Origin of the sequence: Nocardioides sp. WS12 (assembly GCF_014108865.1) — a bacterium.
Taxonomy (GTDB): Bacteria; Actinomycetota; Actinomycetes; order Propionibacteriales; family Nocardioidaceae; genus Nocardioides.
The window spans coordinates 4,491,664-4,510,481 of record NZ_CP053928.1 but is presented as its reverse complement, the minus strand read 5'-3'; the positions used below and the strand labels follow the sequence as shown (position 1 = coordinate 4,510,481).

Here is an 18,818-nt window from a genome sequence, read left to right as displayed (position 1 = left end):
TGCGTCTTGCGGACCGATCAGCAACGGGCTTCGGTGAAGACGCACAGTTCACCGATGACGTCCGCAGACTCCGTCGTGATCTGGTCGATGACTTCCTGCTCCCGACCCTGCGGGTTGCCGCCGTGACCGGAGTGGGCCACGACCAGCACCGAGATCCCGACGCGGACGACGAGGAGGGTTTCCCCGAAGGTCGTCGGTGCGCCCTCGAACTCGTCCCAGCCGAAGACGACGAACGACTGCCCGCCGACGTTGGTGTCACGGACCTGCCAGAACGGGGTGTACCCGTCGGCGCGCGTCTCGTCGCTCGGGCAGCCCGCGTAGAGGGCGCGGATCTCGTCGGCGGCCGCAATCGCCTGGTCGACGCTGGAGTACGTCGTCAACTGCCGCGTGCGGTAGTCCTCGATGTTCTGCCAGCCCGCCATGAGCTGGTCGGCGTGCGGAGCGTCGGGCAAGGCGACGTCGCACGCCTCGAGGGGGAGACGGTCGATGTCACGCGCGGGCCCGACGATGCCTTCTTCTCCGGGCTCGGCCTCGCTGTCGTCGGGCAGGCCCAGCGTCAGCGGGAAAGCGTCGTAGATCGCGGGGTTGACGGCGCCGCTGGAGCCGGAGGCGCCGGGGCCCGGCGTACCGGTCGTCTCCGGCGGCTCGACCGTCTCGGTCGTCTCCGGTGCTGCGGGCTGGCCGGTTCCGGGCCGCAGTCGCTCGGCTGCCTTCGGGATCATCCGCTTGACCGGGGTGCCGCCCTCCTCGTCGAGGAAGTTGTAGTCCTGGCCGTTGATCGTCACCGCGATCACCGCGATCCGGTCGTCCTGCAGCACGAGCCCGGTCTCGCTGATGTAGCTGCTGTCGCCGAACGGGTCCTCGGACTCTGGCTCGAGGCTCCAGTTCAGGTCATAGATGACGGCGTCGCCGGAGGGCAGCGCGACGGCCCGTCCCTCGGGCACGACGTTGGTGCGGTCGGCGTCGGTGATCTCGCAGTCGATGATCCACTGCGCGAAGGTGTCGTAGGCCGAGCGAGCATCCGCGGGGGAGTCGAACTCGGCGATCTGCTCGACCAGGCCGGTTCCGCCGAGCGGTTCGGTGTCGCCCCAGGTGAACGCACGGGTGAAGCTGTTCGTCGCGCCGAGGTCACTGAGCGCCTGCTTCTGGCACGGGTTGTACAGAGCCTGGCCGTCGCCCTCGAAGGTCTCGCTGGTGCGCCACGGCGTCTCGTCGGTCGGGGAGTATTCCGTGTCCGCGTCGCGGAGCAGGTCCTCGGCGCTCAGCGACTGGGAGGTCTTGTTGTCGTCGGCGATGTCGTTGTTGCTGTCGGCCTTCGGGTCACCGCCGACGATCGCGAAGATCGGGACAGTCACAGCGGCGACAGCGAGGGCCGAGGCGCCCGCCACGAGGGCGGTACGACGACGGCGGATCTGGTCGCCGCGGCGTCGCACGGCGGCTGCGGGGAGTGGCATGGCACCTCCTGTTCCTGTGCTGAAGTCGTCGCCGAACCGGGACAGATCGTTGATCGGGTCGTCGCCCGTGTAGTGGTCAGACATGGGTCATCCCCCCTCCCGCGAGGCCGGTTTCATCGGCCAGCAGCGCGGCCAGGGCCACGCGTCCCCGGCTGAGCCGGGCCTTGATGGTTCCTTCAGGGACGCCCACCTCGGCAGCAACCTGCTGCACCGGGAGGTCGGCGATGTGGTGCAGGACCAGCGCCTGGCGCTGGGCCTCGGGCAACTGCTTGAGGGCGGCCACGAGGGCGACGTGCGACTCGTCGACCGCCGGAGCGACGCCGCTGTGGCCGACCGCCCGGTCGGGCGAGCGCTCACCGCGCTTGCGACGGCGCCACCTGCTCACCGCGATGCGGTAGGCGGTGGTGCGAACCCAGGCTTCCGGGTACTCGGCCTTGTCCAGCTTGCGACGGTGGGCCCAAGCGCGAGCGAACGCCTCCTGGACACATTCGGTGGCCTCATCGAAGTCCCCGATCATCGCGTAGACCTGGCCGGTCACCCGTCGGAACGACGCTGCATAGAACTCGTCGAACTCGTTCGCTTCCACGTCGACCTCCTCACGGACCGATCTGCGCGCCCCGAGCGGGGCTGTCGGGAGTGATACGCCTGCCCAGGGGGCGGGGTTGCATCCGATCTCGGAATCTTTTTCCGAGGGTACGGCGAGGGTCGGTCAGCCGGCCTTGTACGGCGCCATGGCGGCGAGCCGCTCGAGGGTACGGCGGGCGAGCGCCACGAAGTCGCTCTCGGCGATCCGGGCGCGGGGCGCGGCAACGAACACGAGCAGCGAGACCGACGTGCCGCTCCGGAGCACCGCGACGTCGTACTCGACCGTGCGGTCGCCGGGCAGGGCGGTGCTGAGGCGCCAGGCGGTCAGCGCGCTCTTGCCGCCGCCGCTGTTGGCGAGCCGCTTCACCTCGGTGCCGGCGCTCTTGTCGAGGTCCGGGCAGGCCGCGATCTGCTCGCGGATGCGACTCACGAACGCACGTGCGGTCGTGACCGGGAGCGCCCCGACGGTCTGGGTCAGTCCGACCTCCGGCGGGAGCTTCGACTCGCTCAGGACGAACGTGCGGAACTGGTTGCCCTGGATCTTCGTCTTCCGGAAGGTGCCGAAGAGATGGGCGGTCGTGCAGCCGATCGCGCCGGAGTCGACCCGGTCCTCGGTCAGCGCGGTCGGCGGGGTGCCGACCCATGGGCCCTGGTCCCTGCTCAGCGGCGGCAGGTCGACCTCGGACAGCATCCACGGCACCTTGCCGACCGGGTACGCCGCCCGGTTGACCAGCTTCGGCTTCGTCGATGCGCATGCGCCGCCATCAGCCAGCGCGCAGAGTCGGTTGACGGCAGCGACCAGCAGGGCGGCGACGTTCTCGCGCCGCACGCCTGCGGCCGCGGTCGTGGTTGCGATCGACGTGGTCGTGGTGAACAGACCGGAGCGGGCGACGCCGACGACGTACTTCGTGTTGTTGGCGCGCGAGCGCAGCACCATCAGGCTCGCCTGGTCGCCGACGCCGGGCAGGTCGGCCGTGCTGACCAACTGGATGCGCGGGATCGCGGACGGGTCGTCGGCGGGCGTCGGGCACGACGTGAGCCAGCGCAGGGTGCGCCGATAGGTGCGGATCGCCCGCGGCTCGGCGGCGGACGCCTCGGCGAACTGGATGACCGTGCGGGTAGCGGTCTTGGGCGGGGCGTTGCGGAACGCGCGGACCCAGGCGGCGGTGCCCTGCGGGTCGGCGTACCGCTCCGGCTGGCAGGGGAGGACCCGGCCGTTGCCGGTGGAGTTGTCGACGGTGCCGCTCAGTTGCCAGCCCCGTCCGGGGATTGCGTCCTCGACGGTCTGGAGCTGCACCAGGGCGGTGTCGGGCAGCGTGTTGATGGCGGGGCCGGAGGGCGGTGGTGCCGTCGCCGCGGGGATGTCGTCACGGTGCAGGGTCGGGCGGGCGCCGGTGGCATCCATCGCCACGGCGCCGCTGGCGACGAGCGCGACCACGGCCGTCGCGCTGCCGACGATGGTGTGGGCGCGGCGGCGGGCGATACCGGCGCGGCGGATGATCGTGACCCGCGGCCAGGCGACGCTGCGCGTAGCGGGCGCCAGCGAGTTGAACGACAACGGGATGGCTGAGGTCGGGATGTCCAGCTGGGTGGCCAGTTGCGCCGCGCCCAGCTGGAGTTCACGCTCGGCGGCTTCCAGCGGCAGGCCGATCTCGTGGGCCATTTCATCCATCGAGACCGCCGCGAGCTGGGTGAGCAGCAGCGCCTTGCGCTGGACGAGGGTGAGCGCGGCCAGGGCGTCCAGGATCCTGCGGCTCTGCTCGTCGAGATCCTTGCGGCGGCGCAGGGGGCGGGTGCTGCTGCGGCGCAGCGCCTTGCGCCACGCGGCCGGTCGCACCGACATCTCCGGGTCGGCCAGACGGGACGTCTTGCGCCAGTGGTGCCACGCGACGACGTACGCCTCCCGGACCGCGCTGCGGGCCACCGAAAGGTCTCCGGTGAGGGCGAACGTCTGCAGCAGCAACCGGTCCCGCGCGTCGCGGTAGAAGGCGTCGAAACTCGCGGTGAGGTCCGCGTTGTTGACGTACGACGGCTTGCCGCCGGGCTGGGCGTCGGGCCGGGCGTCGGGCGACGGAGCGGCGTTCGGGCGAGACACGGTCATGACCCGACAACCGTACGACCATCGGGGTTGTTGCGGCGTGGCGACCCGCCTCGGTCAGGGTCGGAGCGTGAAGATGGATGCACCATGACGTCGCTCCAGTCCTCCTCGGCGCGCAGCACCTCCCGGACCGCCTCGCGCGGTCGGACCGATGCCGCGCTGCGTCAGGACCTCGCCACGAGTCGACCGCTGGTTCCTACGGCGAGCATCGGCGGCGCGCTGGCCGCCGGGGGACCGCTCCTGGTCTGCATGGCGGTCGCCGTCGTCGGCTGGTTCCTCACCAATGCAGGCGAGGAAGGCAGCCCGAGCGGTGCCCTGCGCGTCGGCGCCCACAGTTGGCTGGCCGCCCACGGCTCGACCCTTGCGGTCGAGGGCATCCGGTTGACCGCGATCCCGCTCGGCCTGACCCTGCTCTGCGCCTGGGCGACCTGGCGGGTCGGCCGCCGGGTCGGCGAATCGGTCTCCGGGCATGGCCCCGACGCCGCCCGGATCGCCGACGGAGAGCGGGACTGGACGGTCCCGATCGCGGCCGGACTGTTCACCACCGGGTACGCCGTCGTGGGTGTCGTCGCCTGCGCGCTGGCCTCGACCGCCGCGTCGTCGCCGAACCCGGCGCGTGTCGTGCTCTGGTCGATCCTGATCGGCGGGCTGGCCGGCCTGCCGGCCATCGCTCTCGGTTCCGGTCGCGCCTCGATCTGGCTGCCCGTCATCCCGGACGCGGTGCGCGACGTCGCGCTGGTGTCGTGGCGGATCCTGCGCACCTGGTTCGCGATCAGCCTCTTCGCGCTCTTTGCGGCCTTCGTCGTGGACTTCTCGACCGCCGCCAACGTCGTCTCCCAGTTGCACGCCGACGCCGGCGCCATCGCGTTGATGGCGCTCGCCACCGCCGCGGTCCTGCCGAACGCGATGCTGTTCTCCAGCTCCTACGTCCTGGGCCCCGGCTTCACCGTCGGCACCGGCACCACCGTCTCGACGAGCCTGGTCGTCCTCGGCCCGCTCCCGATGTTCCCCCTCCTGGCGGCACTGCCCGACCAGGGACCGACCCCGTGGTGGACCGGTTGGCTGATGGTCATCCCCGTCATCGTTGCCGCGGTCATCGCCGGCCGCGTGCAGCGCGACCGGCCCGTCCTGGCCTGGGATCGCGCCGCGATCCGCGGCTGCGCAGGCGGCATCACCGCGGGCGTCGTACTCGCGATGCTGACGGCGTTCGCCGGCGGAGCCGTCGGCCCCGGCCGGATGAGCGACGTCGGGCCGTACACCTTCGACGTCCTGCTCCACGCGATCACCTCCTTCGGGATCGGCGGCGTGGCCGGGGCGCTGCTCGTCTGCTGGTGGCAGCGCGACGGCGGCGACTGGCTCACCTCGCGGCTCGGTGCTGTTCGCGGCCGACTGCCGCGCATCCCCTTCCGCCGCTGACGCCCTAGACTCCGGGCCGTGCCATCGCCCACCCGCCTCGTCGTCCTCGTGTCCGGCTCGGGCACGAACCTCCAGGCTTTGCTGGACGCGTGCGCCGACGAGTCCTACGGCGCGAAGGTCGTCGCCGTGGGTGCGGACCGCGAGGACATCGCGGGCCTGACCCGGGCAGAAGCCGCGGGCGTGCCGACCTTCACCGCGAAGGTGAAGGACTACACCTCCCGCGAGCACTGGGATCGCGCCCTGGCGGACAAGGTGGGCGCCTTCGAGCCGGACGTCGTCGTACTCGCCGGGTTCATGAAACTGGTCGGCACCACCTTCCTCGACGCCTTCGGCGGACGGACGGTCAACACCCATCCGGCGCTGTCGCCGTCGTTCCCCGGGATGCACGGGCCGCGCGAGGCGCTGGAGTACGGCGTCAAGGTGACTGGGGCGACGCTGTTCATCGTGGACGCGGGGGTCGACACCGGCGCGATCGTCGCCCAGACCGCCGTTCCGGTCGACGACGACGACACCGAAGCGACCCTCCACGAGCGGATCAAGGTGGCCGAACGGGCGATGCTGGTTGACGCCGTCGGCAAGATGGCCCGAGAGGGCTTCTCGGTCGAGGGTCGCCGGGTTCGCTTCGGAGGCTGAGTCAGAAGTAGAATCACCGGCACACGACTGGCGCAGGTGGGCAACCACCAGGGAGTGACGAGTCGGCATCGATCGCCTGGGTGCCCTCATCGACTGGCATCGACCGATGAGGAAACTTAAATCGCCATGACTGACCGGATCGCCATCAAGCGGGCACTGATCTCCGTCTTCGACAAGACCGGCCTCGAGGACCTCGTCCGCGGCCTCCACGACGCCGGCGTCGAACTCGTCTCGACCGGCGGCTCGGCCGCGTTGATCGACAGCCTCGGGCTGCCCGTCACGAAGGTCGAGGACCTCACCGGCTTCCCCGAGTGCCTCGACGGCCGTGTGAAGACGCTGCACCCGCGCGTCCACGCCGGCATCCTCGCCGACCGCCGCTTGCCCGAACACGTGCAGCAGCTCGAGGAGCTCGAGGTCGCGCCGTTCGACATCGTCGTGGTGAACCTCTACCCGTTCGCCGCCACGGTCGCCTCCGGCGCCGGCATCGACGACTGCATCGAGAAGATCGACATCGGCGGCCCCTCCATGGTCCGCGCCGCCGCGAAGAACCACCCCTCGGTCGCGATCGTCACCGACGGCGCCGACTACGCCCGCGCGCTTGCCGCGACGCAGGAGGGTGGCTTCACCCTCGAGGAGCGCAAGGCGCTGGCCGCCAAGGCGTTCGTCCACACGGCGACGTACGACGTCCAGGTCGCCTCGTGGATGGGCAGTGTCCTCACCGACAGCACCGTCGAGGACGGCGTCAGCACCGGCTTCCCGGCATGGGTCGGTGGCACCTACGACAAGTCCGCAGTGCTGCGCTACGGCGAGAACCCGCACCAGCCGGCCGCTCTCTACCGCAACGGCTTCGGCCCCGGCGGCCTCGCGGCCGCCGAGCAGCTGCACGGCAAGGAGATGTCGTACAACAACTATGTCGACACGGACGCGGCCCGCCGGGCGGCGTACGACCACGGCGACGCCCCGACGGTGGCGATCATCAAGCACGCCAACCCGTGCGGCATCGCCGTCGGTGTCGACGTGGCCGAGGCCCACCGCCGTGCCCACGAGTGCGACCCGGTCTCCGCGTTCGGTGGCGTGATCGCGACCAACGTGAACGTCTCGAAGCAGATGGCCGAGCAGGTCGCCGAGATCTTCACCGAGGTCATCGTCGCCCCCGGGTACGACGAAGGCGCGGTCGAGGTCCTGCAGGGAAAGAAGAACATCCGGATCCTCGTCGCCGAGCCGCTCGCGCAGGGTGGCGTCGAGACCCGTCCGATCAGCGGGGGCCTGCTGATGCAGCACGCCGACCGCTTCCAGGCCGACGGCGACGACCCGGCCGACTGGACCCTCGCGACCGGCCAGGCGGCCGACGAGCAGACCCTCGCCGACCTCGCATTCGCGTGGCGCTCGGTGAGGGCTGCGAAGTCCAACGCCATCCTGCTCGCCACCGGCGGTTCGTCGGTCGGCATCGGCATGGGGCAGGTCAACCGGGTCGACTCCTGCAAGCTCGCGGTGACGCGGGCGGGGGAGCGGGCCACCGGTTCGGTCGCCGCGTCCGACGCCTTCTTCCCGTTCGCCGACGGCCCGCAGATCCTGCTCGACGCGGGCGTCAAGGCGATCGTGCAGCCGGGTGGCTCGGTGCGCGACGACGAGACCATCGCTGCCTGTGAGGCGGCCGGGGTCACCATGTACTTCACCGGCACGCGTCACTTTGCCCACTGACAGGATGACCACCGTGACTGCACAGAAGCTCGACGGCTCCGCGACCGCGGCGGCCATCAAGGACGAACTCCGCGTCCGGGTCGCCAAGCTCAAGGAGCAGGGCATCACGCCCGGCCTCGGCACCGTCCTGGTCGGTGACGACCCGGGCTCGCGCTGGTACGTCAACGGCAAGCACAAGGACTGCGCGGAGGTCGGCATCGCGTCGATCCGCGTGGACCTGCCCGAGGTTGCCACCCAGCAGGAGATCGAGGACGCCGTCGCGGCCCTCAACGAGGACCCGGCCTGCACCGGCTACATCGTGCAGCTCCCGCTCCCGCGGGGCCGTGACGAGAACCGCGTCCTCGGCCTGATCGACCCCGCCAAGGACGCCGACGGCCTCCATCCGACCAACCTCGGCTGGCTGGTTCTCGGCAACGAGGCGCCGCTGCCGTGCACGCCGTACGGCATCGTCGAGCTGCTGCGTCGCCACGAGGTCCCGATCGCGGGCGCCAACGTGGTCGTGGTCGGCCGCGGCATCACCGTCGGTCGCCCGCTCGGCCTGCTGTTGACCCGCCGTTCCGAGAACGCCACGGTCACGCTGTGCCACACCGGCACCGTCGACCTGGCCGCCCACGTGCGTGAGGCCGACATCGTGGTGGCCGCTGCCGGCGTGCCCGGCATCATCACCGCCGACATGGTCAAGCCCGGTGCGGCCGTCCTCGACGTCGGCGTCAGCCGGGTCGAGGGCAAGATCGCTGGCGACGTCGCCGACGACGTCTGGGGTGTCGCGGGCTGGGTGTCGCCCAACCCGGGTGGTGTCGGTCCGATGACCCGCGCGATGCTGCTCGCCAACGTGGTCACCATGGCCGAGCAGGCCGCAGACGACGGCCGGAAGGCAGCACACTGAACGACGACCTGGACGGTGCATCCGCGGTTCCGGTCAACCCGGAGCCGCTGCCGATCGGCGAGCGCGCGCCCCGACGCCTGGCGCCGGCCACGATCGGTGGTTTCTGCTACCTCGCGATCCTGGTGGGCACCCTCGCGGGCGTCGTCGTCGCGGCCACCACCGACTGGCGGCTCGGCATCCGGATCATCTCCGGAGTCCTCGGCGCCGCCGCCGTACTCCGGCTCGCGCTCCCCGAGAAGGACGCCGGCATGCTCGCGATCCGCCATCGGTTCCTGGACGTCGCGATCCTGCTGGCCATCGGGATCACCCTGTTCGCGCTGGCCCAGACGATCCCCAACCAACCCGTCTAGCGCGAGTTGGGGTTTCTCGCCCTCGAGTTGGGGTTTGTCACCCGTCCACTTGTACGAAAACGCCTGCACCCCGCGACCAAGATCGCGGGGTGCAGGCGTTTTCGTACAACTCGGGGGCTACAAACCCCAACTCGCGAATCAGATGAGGCCGAGCTCCGTGACGGCAGCCTTCTCGTCGGCGAGCTCGGCGACGGACGCGTCGATCTTGCCGCGCGAGAAGTCGTCGATCTCGAGGCCCTGGACGATGCTCCAGTCGCCGTTCGCGGTGGTGACCGGGAACGAGGACACGAGGCCCTCCGGGACGCCGTAGGAACCGTCGGAGACGACGGCCATGGAGACCCAGTCGCCGGCCGGGGTGCCATTCAGCCAGTCGCGGGCAGCGTCGCAGGTTGCCGAGGCGGCCGAGGCGGCCGAGGAGGCGCCACGGGCGTCGATGATCGCGGCGCCGCGCTTGGCGACGGTCGGGATGAACGTGTCGGCGATCCAGGCCTGGTCGCCCACGACCTCGGCAGCGTTCTTGCCGCCGATCTCGGCGTGGAAGATGTCGGGGTACTGGGTGGCCGAGTGGTTGCCCCAGATCGTGATCTTCTTGATGTCGGTGACGTCGGAGCCGGTCTTGGCGGCCAGCTGCGAGATCGCCCGGTTGTGGTCGAGGCGGGTGAGCGCCGAGAACCGGTCCTTGGGGATGTCGGGAGCGTTGGTCGCGGCGATCAGCGCGTTGGTGTTGGCCGGGTTGCCGGTGACACCGATGCGGACGTCGTCAGCAGCGACCTTGTTCAGGGCCTTGCCCTGGGCGGTGAAGATCGCGCCGTTGGCGGCCAGCAGGTCGCCGCGCTCCATGCCGGGGCCGCGCGGGCGGGCACCGACGAGCAGGGCGAGGTTGACGCCGTCGAAGACCTGCTCCGGGTCGGAGCCGATCACGACGCCGGCGAGGTTCGGGAACGCGCAGTCGTCGAGCTCCATCACGACGCCCTCGAGGGCCTTGAGGGCCGGCTCGATCTCGAGCAGGCGGAGCTCGACGGGACGGTCACCGGCGATGGCGCCGCTGGCGATGCGGAAGAGCAGGCTGTAGCCGATCTGGCCGGCTGCGCCGGTCACGGCCACCTTGAGCGGGGTGGTGCTCACAGGGGGACTCCTAAGGGGATACGTGCGGACGCCAGCGACGCTAGCAGCGCCCGGGCAGGCGTGGGGACCCGGGCAACGATGCGAGACGATGACGCCATGTGGACTCGAGGGTGCTCTCCAGGGTGGACACGACGTCGGTCATCGGTGGTCGCTGTGGCGCTGGTCGCGACAGCCCTCTCGGGCTGTGGATCGGCCTCCGAGCCCAGCCCGCCCACGGGCGTCGACGGACTCGAGATCCCGACGCCGGCCCTGACCGCGTCGGACTTCGTGCCCCGCATCGACAACCCCTGGCTGCCGCTGGTGCCGGGCAACGAGTGGGTCTACGAGGCGACGTCGAGCGACGGCGTGGAGAAGATCACGGTCACGGTCCTCGACGAGACCCGCACGATCGGTGGCGTCACCGCCACCGTCGTCCACGACGTCGTCACGGATGCGGAGGGCGAGCTGGTCGAGGACACCTTCGACTGGTTCGCCCAGGACATCGACGGCAACGTCTGGTACCTCGGTGAGGCCACCACGGAGTACGACGAAGGCGGGACCTCGACCGAAGGTTCCTGGGAGGCCGGGGTGGAGGGGGCCGAGGCCGGCCTGGCGATGGCGGCCGCTCCGCGGATCGGTGACGGCTACAAGATGGAGTACCTGCGCGGCGAGGCCGAGGACCAGGCTGCGGTGCTGGCGCTCGACGCCACGGCGACCGTCCCGGCCGGCACGTTCAAGGACCTGCTCGAGACCGAGGACACCACGCCGCTGGAGCCGGGCCTGGTCGAGCACAAGCTGTACGCACAGGGCACCGGTCTGATCCGCGAGGAGACGATCGCGGGGGGCGACGAGGTCGTCGTACTCGTGTCCTTCACCCGCAAGTAGCCGGAAATGAACACGGGGCCCGTCGTGAACGACGAGCCCCGTGCTGTTGATCTGAGCGTTACTGCGGCGGACGCACCTGCGTCTGGTCGCTGGCGGGGGGTGCCCAGCCGCCAGCCTGCGGTGCTGCGGGTGCGGCCGGGGCCGCGGGCTGCGCCGGGATCCACTGCTGCGAAGCGGGGTCCCACTGCCAGCCGTCCTGGATGATCGGCTGCTCGGCCGGCGCACCCGGGGCGACCTGGCCCTGGTTCCACTGCTGCGTGAACGCCGGGTTGGACGAACCGCCACTGCCGAAGTTCAGGCCCGATCCGGGGACCGGGTCCTCGCCGTGGCCGAAGAGCAGCGGGTAGAGCAGGCCAGCGACCGCGCCACCGATGAGCGGGGCGGGAATGAACGGCCAGAGCTGGACGAGCCAGTCGCCGCCGCTGAAGATGGCCGGGCCGATCGAGCGGGCCGGGTTGAGCGAGGTGCCGGTGAGCGGGATCAGCATGAAGTGGATGACCGCGAGGGTCACGCCGATGGCCAGCGGCGCCAGCATGGCGTTGGCGGCGTTGCGCTTGTCGGTGACGGCGAGGATGACGAGGACGAAGAGGAACGTGAAGATGACCTCGATGAGGAACGCAGCCCACCACGCGTAGTCGTACGAACCGGCGCTGAAGCCGTTCGTGCCGAGTGCGTAGTCGCTGTTGAACACCTCGAAGTCGTCGAGCCCGAGGAGCAGGATCATCAGGACCAGCGCGCCAGCGATACCGCCGGCGATCTGGGCGCCGATGTAGAGGATCGCGTCGCCCCACGAGGTACGACCGCCGAGCGCGGCACCCACGGAGACAGCGGGGTTGAAGTGGCCGCCGGAGATGCGTCCGAAGGCGTAGGCCATCAGGGTCACGGTCAGGCCGAAGGCCAGACCGGTCTGGACGATCTCGCCGCCATTGACCACGGCGACACCGCAGCCGATCAGGACGAGCGCGAAGGTGCCGATGAACTCGGCCAGCAGCTTGTGGACCGTGGTGGGCGGGGCTTCGACGGCTGCGTCGGCCATGGCTACGTCAGTCATATCTCTTCTCTTCCTCGGATCGGGTCCCGAAATACGAGCCGGGTTACGTCGAGCACTCTAATCACTAGTGTGGGGGTCGAACGGGACGCTGGTCCCACGCGTCAGGTATCTTGACGTCAAGAATCCCATCTCACGGCCCAGGAGCGACGCGCGGACATGTCGAGCATCATCTACACCCACACCGACGAGGCGCCGCTGCTCGCGACGTACTCCTTCCTTCCGATCGTCGAGGCGTACGCAGCCAAGGCAGGTGTCGCGTTCGAGACGCGTGACATCTCCGTGGCCGCGCGGATCCTCGCCCAGTTCGGCCTCGCCGACGACGCGCTGACCGAGCTCGGTGAGCTCGCCAAGACGCCCGAGGCCAACATCATCAAGCTCCCCAACGTCTCCGCCTCGATCCCGCAGCTCAAGGGCGCGATCAAGGAACTGCAGAGCCAGGGCTTCGACATCCCGGACTACCCCGAGGCGCCCTCGACCGACGAGGAGAAGGGGACCCGCGCCAAGTACGACAAGATCAAGGGTTCCGCGGTCAACCCGGTCCTGCGCGAGGGCAACTCCGACCGTCGTGCGCCCGCGTCGGTGAAGAGCTACGCGAAGAAGCACCCGCACACGAACAAGCCCTTCCCGGACGGCTCGAAGACCAACGTGGCGACCATGAAGGACAACGACTTCGCCCACAACGAGAAGTCCGTGACCCTCGCCCAGGACGACACCCTCTCGATCGTCCTGGAGACCTCGGCCGGCGACAGCATCGTGCTCAAGGAGGGCCTCAAGGTCCTCGCCGGCGAGATCGTCGACGGCACCAAGATGGAGGCCGCGCACCTGCAGGCCTTCCTCGCCAACGCGCTCGCCAAGGCGAAGGCCGACGACGTGCTGTTCTCGGTGCACCTCAAGGCCACGATGATGAAGGTCTCGGACCCGATCATCTTCGGCCACGTCGTGAAGACCTACTTCGCTGACGTCTTCGCACAGTACGGCGCCGACCTGGCCGCCGCGGGCCTGTCGGCCAACGACGGTCTCGGTGCCATCCTGTCCGGCCTGGACGCGCTCCCGAACGGCGCCGAGATCAAGGCCGCGTTCGACGCCGCCCTGGCCTCGGGCCCGCGCCTGTCCTACACGAACTCCGACAAGGGCATCACGAACCTGCACGTGCCCTCCGACGTCATCGTCGACGCCTCGATGCCCGCGCTGGTCCGCAACGGCGGCCGCCTGTGGGGCTCCGACGGCGGCGAGGACGACACCCTCGCGGTCATCCCCGACTCGTCGTACGCCGGCGTCTACCAGGCTGTACTCGACGACGTGAAGCGCAACGGCCCGCTCAACCCGGCCACCATCGGCACCGTCCCCAACGTGGGCCTGATGGCCCAGGCGGCCGAGGAGTACGGCTCGCACGACAAGACTTTCGAGATCGCCCAGGCCGGGACCGTCCGCGTCCTCAACGCCGCTGGCGACGTGCTGATCGAGCACGACGTCGAGGCCGGCGACATCTGGCGCGCCTGCCAGACCAAGGACATCCCGGTCCAGGACTGGGTGAAGCTCGCGGTCACGCGTGCCCGCGCGTCCTCGACCCCCGCGATCTTCTGGCTCAACGAGTCGCGCGCCCACGACGTCGAGATCATCAAGAAGGTCCGCACCTACCTTGCTGACCACGACACCGACGGCCTCGAGATCCAGGTCCTCTCGCCCGAGCTCGCGTGCACGTACTCCCTCGAGCGCCTGCGCAAGGGTGAGGACACCATCTCGGTGACCGGCAACGTGCTGCGTGACTACAACACCGACCTGTTCCCGATCCTCGAGCTCGGTACGTCGGCCAAGATGCTCTCGGTCGTCCCGCTGATCGCGGGCGGTGGCCTCTTCGAGACCGGTGCCGGTGGCTCCGCGCCCAAGCACGTCGAGCAGCTCGTCAACGAGAACTACCTGCGCTGGGACTCCCTCGGTGAGTTCTTCGCCCTGGTGCCTTCGCTGGAGAAGTACGCCGAGCAGGCCGACGCTCCGGCCGCGCAGATCCTCGCCGACGCGCTCGACCGCGCCACGGGCACCTTCCTCGACGAGGACCGTTCGCCGGGTCGCAAGCTCGGCACCACGGACAACCGCGGCTCGCACTTCTACCTCGCCCTCTACTGGGCCGAGGAGATTGCTGTGCAGACCGAGGACGCCGATCTGGCGGCGCTGTTCAAGCAGCTCGCCGAGACCCTGCGTGCCAACGAGGACACGATCGCGGCCGAGCTGATCGCGGTCCAGGGCAAGCCGGCCGACATCGGTGGCTACTACCGCCCCGACGCCGAGAAGACCACCGCGGTGATGCGTCCGAGCGCGACGCTGAACGAGGCGCTGGCTGCGTTCTGACGCGGTTCTGACGCGTTGATCAGCTGAGTACGCCGCAGCGCCCGGGGTGGGAAATCACCCCGGGCGCTGTGCTTTTCGCCGGAAGATATTCGGAGGCGGTTGTCGGTACCGCCAACTACTCTTGATCCAGTGACGACGACGTTGACCCGGGCCGCTGCGCCCGCCGCAGACGTCAGCGTCGACCCCGCGCGCCGCGTCGACTGGCGACGGATGCGCGGTCGGGCTGCCGGCTACGCCGTGACTGCCGTCGCCATCGGTGCGCTCGCCCAGGCGCTCGGCACGGTGGTGGCCGGACGGCTCGCCGACCACCCGACCGGAGACCTCGTCGCGTGGCTCGCCCTGCTCGTGGTCGGCGCCGCGCTGATCGACACGTCCGGCCGGATCGTCTGGGCCGGGGTGGTCGACCGCGCTGAGGGACGCCTGCGCGGTGACCTGTTGAGCGCCGCTCTCCAGCAACCCCTGGAACACCTGACCGAGCAGGCCGTCGGCGAGGTCCTGGACCGCGTCGACGACGACACCCACGAGGTCGGCACCCTGCTGCGCCAGCAGATCTGGATGGCCATGCGCACCGCGTTCGGTGCCGTGCCCATGTGGATCGTCGCGGGCGTGACGTGGTGGCCGGCGGCCATCCTGTTCCCCGTCGTCGGCGCCGTGACCGTGTGGGTGATGAAACCCTCGCTGATCCAGATCTCCCGGCTGAAGGTGATCGAGGAGGCCGCGTGGACCGACCACGCCGCGGCACTCGAGGAGGGCATCGCGGGGCGCGACGACCTGCGGACGAGTCGTGGCCAGGCCTTCGCCGTACGACGGCTGGCGGCGCTGTCGGCGGACGTGCACGAGAAGTTCCGGCGAGTGTTGATGGTCGAGGCGAAGCTCGCGATCAAGGTCGGGCTCCTGCTCCACGGACTGCTGGTGGCCGTCGCCGTCTCGGGCGTCGCGCTGGTCAGCCACGGCGACCTGGACCTGGCCCGCCTGGTCACCCTGTTCCTCGTCACCACGATCTTCGTCGGCCAGATCAACAACCTCGCCCACCAGCTCCCGGACATCCAGGCTGGACTCGGCGCCGTGCTGCGGCTGCGCCAGTTGCTGGGCGTCGAGGCCGAGCCGGTCGGCGGCGAGCCCGTGCCCACCGGCGCCCTCGACCTGCGCATCCGGGGCCTCGACTTCTCCTACGCTGAGGGCACCTTCGGCCTGCGCGACGTCGACCTGGTGGTCGAGGCCGGACACACCCTCGCGCTCGTCGGTCGCACGGGCTCGGGCAAGTCGACGCTCGCTTCGCTGCTCTCGCGTGCGGTCGACCCGCCGCCCGGCACCATCTTCCTCGGCGGCATCGACATCACGACCCTCGATCTCCACGAGCTGCGGCGTCGCGTCGGCGTCGTCACCCAGCGCACCGAGATCCTCGCCGGGACGCTCGCCGAGAACATCGCCCTGTTCTCCGACACTCCTCGCGAGGAGATCGAGGCAGCGGTCGACGAACTCGGCCTCGCCGACTGGGTCGACGGACTGCCCGAGGGTCTTGACACCCTGCTCGGTCCGGGCGGTACGCGCCTGTCGGCCGGCGAGGAACAGCTCGTTGCCTTCGCACGGCTGCTGGTCCGCCACGTGCAGGTCGTCGTGCTCGACGAGGCGACCGCCCGGATGGACCCGGTCACCGAGAGCCGGGTCGTCGCTGCGGCCGACCGCCTGATCAAGGGGCGCACCGGTGTCCTCGTCGCGCACCGCCTCGGCACCATCGAGCGCGCCGAGATGGTCGCCGTGCTCGACCACGGCCGCGTGATCCAGCAGGGGATGCGTACGGCGCTGGCCGACGTCGAGGGGCCGTTCCGTCGCCTCGTCACCGCCAGCGCCATGACCGATCCCTACGACAGCCCCGTGCCCGAGGAGTCGCTGGACGGCGACCCCGCTACGGCGGTGGGTGGGCGTCGTCGTACAGGGCCACCGCCGGAACGGCCGCCCGTCGGCCCCGGTCCGACGCTGACCCGTGGCACGTGGCACGCCATGTGGGTGCGGCCGATGTGGGGCATCTACTCCGTGCTGCTGTTCCTCGGCGGCAGCATCTTCGCGCCGCTCGGTGCGATCACCGGCCTGCTCTGGGGCCTGGTCGTCCAGCGGCTCGCCGCGGGGCAGACGCCGACCGTGACAACGGGCCTGCTGGTGGCCGGCTTGCTGGTCGCGCCGATCCTGCTCGCCGACGCCTTCCGTCGCTATCCGCGCTGGTGGATCGAGGTGATGCTGCGCGTACGGATGTCGGTGCTGGTCGGCCAGATCCGCACCCACCGCCTGCCGCGCACGCCACCCGGTGAGGTCGTTGCCCGTTCGATGGACGCCGACCGCTTCGCGCGCTACTCCGACCGCTGGGTCGACTTCGTCAACGGCATCCTGATCGCGTTCATCACGATGATCGCCGGTGGTACCTGGCTGGCCGGTGCGGTGCTGCTCGCCGTGATGACCTCGAGCGCCCTCGCCTCGTCGCTCGGCCGCCCGATCGCCGGTCGGTCCGCTGCCCGGTCCTCGACCGCACGCGCGGGCTTCGGTCGGGCGCTGGTGTCCGCCGTCGAGTCGGCGCGCACCGTCAAGCTCGCCGGCCGCACGCCCGACGTCCACGCGCACCTGCGCAAGGTCGACAGCGGCCGGGTCGAGGCGGCGGTCTTCGAGCACCGCGTGCAGGCCTTCCTCGACGGCGTGCCGATCGTGATGGTGCAGGTCGGCGTCGTCACCGCCTGGGCGCTGTTCTGGCTCGACGTGTGGGGGCTCGCGACCGCCCTGCTGGTGGCCACCGCGGTCAACGGCTTCGACTGGTTCGGCCGGGTGGCCGGTGCGGTCGTGACCGAAGCGCCCGGTGTCCGCGCCTGGCAGCGCGCGACCAGCCGGTTCGCCGGCGGACGTGACCTGATGGCGCTGCCCGAGGGCATCGACCTGGTGACCGGTGCGGCCCCCGCGCCGGTCGAACCCGCTCGGGTGCCCCTCGAGCGACTCGAACTGAGCGGCGTCTCCGCCCTGCACGACGACGGCACCATCGGTGTCGCCGGCGTCGACCTCGTCGTCGAACGCGGTGAACTGGTCCTCCTGGTGGGCCAGGTCGGCTCGGGCAAGTCCAGCCTGCTCTCCGCACTGGCCGGTCTGATCGACCACACCGGTGCCGTGCGCTGGAACGGCGAGCAGGTCACCGACCCGGAGGTGTTCCTGCGTCCGGGGCAGGTCGGCCACGTCGCCCAGGTCCCGCGGGTGCTGTCCGGCACCTTCTCCGACAACGTCCGCCTGGGCCACGACCGTGCGTTCGACCGCCCGGTCCAGGCTGCCCGACTGACGCAGGACGTGGAGGAGGCCGGTGGGGCCGACGCGGTCGTCGGTCACCGTGGCGTGCGACTGTCCGGTGGCCAGGTCCAGCGCCTGGCGCTGGCCCGCGCCCTGGCAGCCGACACCGAACTGCTGCTCGCCGACGACGTGTCCAGCGCGCTGGATGCCGCCACCGAGGTCGAACTCTGGGTGGCCCTGCGTGAGCGGCACACCACGGTCATCGGCGCGACGTCGAAGCGGGCCGCGCTCACGCAGGCGGATCGGGTCGTCGTACTCGTCGACGGTGAAGTCGCGGCCGTCGGTCCCTGGGCCGAGCTCGCGTACGACTGGGGCCACCTCGCCGGGTGAGCCCGCGGTCGGCCCTGACCGTCAGGCGTAGAGCCCGAGGAACCCGCGACTCGCGGTCTCGACCAGTTCCTCGGCCGACGCGTCCAGTGCACCGTCCAGCCACGCCGTGACGACCTCGGCGACGCCGCCGATGAAGAGCAGTCCGGCCAGTTCGTCCTCGTGTCGGCGCTGGCCGTGCATCTCGTGGGCCTGTTCGGCGGCCAGGCGGGCGAAGTGGCGGAGCAGTTCGGTCCGCCGGGAACGGAGGGCCGGCATCGCGCCGGCCTCGATGATGGCGACCCGACCCTTGCGCGGATCGGCGAGTAGCAGGTCGACGAACGCGGCGACCGCGGCCCGGATCCGCCGACCGGGTTCGTCGCCGGCCGCCTCGGCGGCCGCGAGGGCCGTCGTCTCGATCTCGGTGGCGACGGCTTCGAGGACGGCGTGCTGGGCCTCGTCGAGACCGGTGAAGCTCTCGTAGAAGTACCGCTCCGACAAGCCGGCCGCGGCGCAGACCGCCGTCATGGTGGTCCGCGCCTCCCGGTCGGCCCACACGGAGAGAGTCGCGTCGAGCAGGCGCACCCGTCGCTCGGCGGCACGGTCCTGCGCGCTCACGCCTCGATAGGTTCCCGACTGGACTGCCACGGGGCCAGCCTCGCACGTCGGTGTCGTCAGGAGAAGG

At 70.6% G+C, this 18,818-nt stretch carries 14 protein-coding genes; 8 read left to right on the top strand and 6 right to left on the bottom strand.

Features of this window, described 5'->3' with window-relative positions:
• Nucleotides 1-17 precede the first annotated feature (17 nt).
• The 3 genes from HRC28_RS21820 to HRC28_RS21810 form a co-directional block, all read right to left on the bottom strand.
• Complete coding sequence (locus tag HRC28_RS21820) at nucleotides 18-1,538, bottom strand: hypothetical protein (RefSeq protein ID WP_182377465.1); 1,521 nt, start codon at nucleotides 1,536-1,538, stop codon at nucleotides 18-20.
• Nucleotides 1,531-2,040, bottom strand: coding sequence for a sigma-70 family RNA polymerase sigma factor (locus HRC28_RS21815; protein ID WP_182377464.1), 510 nt, complete (start codon nucleotides 2,038-2,040; stop codon nucleotides 1,531-1,533). The genes HRC28_RS21820 and HRC28_RS21815 overlap by 8 nt, the downstream gene beginning before the upstream one ends.
• 123 nt (nucleotides 2,041-2,163) lie before the next feature.
• Nucleotides 2,164-4,140: a hypothetical protein gene (locus HRC28_RS21810; protein WP_182377463.1), complete on the bottom strand. Its 1,977-nt coding sequence runs from the start codon at nucleotides 4,138-4,140 to the stop codon at nucleotides 2,164-2,166.
• Between the two features lie 84 nt (nucleotides 4,141-4,224).
• Between HRC28_RS21810 and HRC28_RS21805 the strand changes: the two genes are divergently transcribed.
• The 5 genes from HRC28_RS21805 to HRC28_RS25770 all read left to right on the top strand — a co-directional run bounded on the left by HRC28_RS21805 (nucleotide 4,225) and on the right by HRC28_RS25770 (nucleotide 9,123).
• Nucleotides 4,225-5,553, top strand: coding sequence for a DUF6350 family protein (locus tag HRC28_RS21805; protein ID WP_182377462.1), 1,329 nt, complete (start codon nucleotides 4,225-4,227; stop codon nucleotides 5,551-5,553).
• Between the two features lie 18 nt (nucleotides 5,554-5,571).
• The gene (gene purN / locus HRC28_RS21800; protein ID WP_182377461.1) at nucleotides 5,572-6,186 is read left to right on the top strand and encodes a phosphoribosylglycinamide formyltransferase; all 615 of its coding nucleotides are present in this window, start codon (nucleotides 5,572-5,574) and stop codon (nucleotides 6,184-6,186) included.
• Between the two features lie 126 nt (nucleotides 6,187-6,312).
• Nucleotides 6,313-7,887: a bifunctional phosphoribosylaminoimidazolecarboxamide formyltransferase/IMP cyclohydrolase gene (purH, locus tag HRC28_RS21795; protein WP_182377460.1), complete on the top strand. Its 1,575-nt coding sequence runs from the start codon at nucleotides 6,313-6,315 to the stop codon at nucleotides 7,885-7,887.
• A gap of 13 nt (nucleotides 7,888-7,900) precedes the next feature.
• Nucleotides 7,901-8,773, top strand: a complete 873-nt coding sequence (locus HRC28_RS21790) for a bifunctional methylenetetrahydrofolate dehydrogenase/methenyltetrahydrofolate cyclohydrolase (RefSeq protein WP_182377459.1) — start codon at nucleotides 7,901-7,903, stop codon at nucleotides 8,771-8,773.
• Nucleotides 8,659-9,123, top strand: a complete 465-nt coding sequence (locus tag HRC28_RS25770) for a DUF3017 domain-containing protein (RefSeq protein ID WP_346010506.1) — start codon at nucleotides 8,659-8,661, stop codon at nucleotides 9,121-9,123. The genes HRC28_RS21790 and HRC28_RS25770 overlap by 115 nt, the downstream gene beginning before the upstream one ends.
• 138 nt (nucleotides 9,124-9,261) lie before the next feature.
• Here the strand turns inward: HRC28_RS25770 and HRC28_RS21780 are convergent, their stop codons facing one another.
• Nucleotides 9,262-10,248, bottom strand: coding sequence for a malate dehydrogenase (locus HRC28_RS21780; protein ID WP_056708202.1), 987 nt, complete (start codon nucleotides 10,246-10,248; stop codon nucleotides 9,262-9,264).
• Between the two features lie 153 nt (nucleotides 10,249-10,401).
• Here HRC28_RS21780 and HRC28_RS21775 point away from each other — a divergent pair, with 153 nt between their 5' ends.
• Nucleotides 10,402-11,112 (top strand): hypothetical protein, encoded by a 711-nt coding sequence (locus HRC28_RS21775; RefSeq protein WP_182377458.1) that lies wholly within the window; start codon nucleotides 10,402-10,404, stop codon nucleotides 11,110-11,112.
• Nucleotides 11,113-11,170: 58 nt separating this feature from the next.
• Here HRC28_RS21775 and HRC28_RS21770 read toward each other — a convergent pair whose 3' ends face one another.
• Nucleotides 11,171-12,163, bottom strand: coding sequence for an MIP family channel protein (locus HRC28_RS21770; protein ID WP_237111607.1), 993 nt, complete (start codon nucleotides 12,161-12,163; stop codon nucleotides 11,171-11,173).
• Between the two features lie 156 nt (nucleotides 12,164-12,319).
• On the opposite strand from HRC28_RS21770, the gene HRC28_RS21765 reads away from it, so the two are divergent.
• Both HRC28_RS21765 and HRC28_RS21760 read left to right on the top strand, forming a co-directional pair.
• Complete coding sequence (locus HRC28_RS21765; protein WP_182377457.1) at nucleotides 12,320-14,509, top strand: NADP-dependent isocitrate dehydrogenase; 2,190 nt, start codon at nucleotides 12,320-12,322, stop codon at nucleotides 14,507-14,509.
• A 129-nt stretch (nucleotides 14,510-14,638) separates the two neighbouring features.
• Entirely contained in the window at nucleotides 14,639-18,157 is a 3,519-nt protein-coding gene (locus tag HRC28_RS21760; protein WP_237111606.1) for an ABC transporter ATP-binding protein, read from the top strand.
• A gap of 21 nt (nucleotides 18,158-18,178) precedes the next feature.
• On the opposite strand, the gene HRC28_RS21755 is transcribed toward HRC28_RS21760, so the two are convergent.
• Nucleotides 18,179-18,751 (bottom strand): TetR/AcrR family transcriptional regulator, encoded by a 573-nt coding sequence (locus HRC28_RS21755; RefSeq protein WP_237111605.1) that lies wholly within the window; start codon nucleotides 18,749-18,751, stop codon nucleotides 18,179-18,181.
• Nucleotides 18,752-18,818 lie beyond the last annotated feature (67 nt).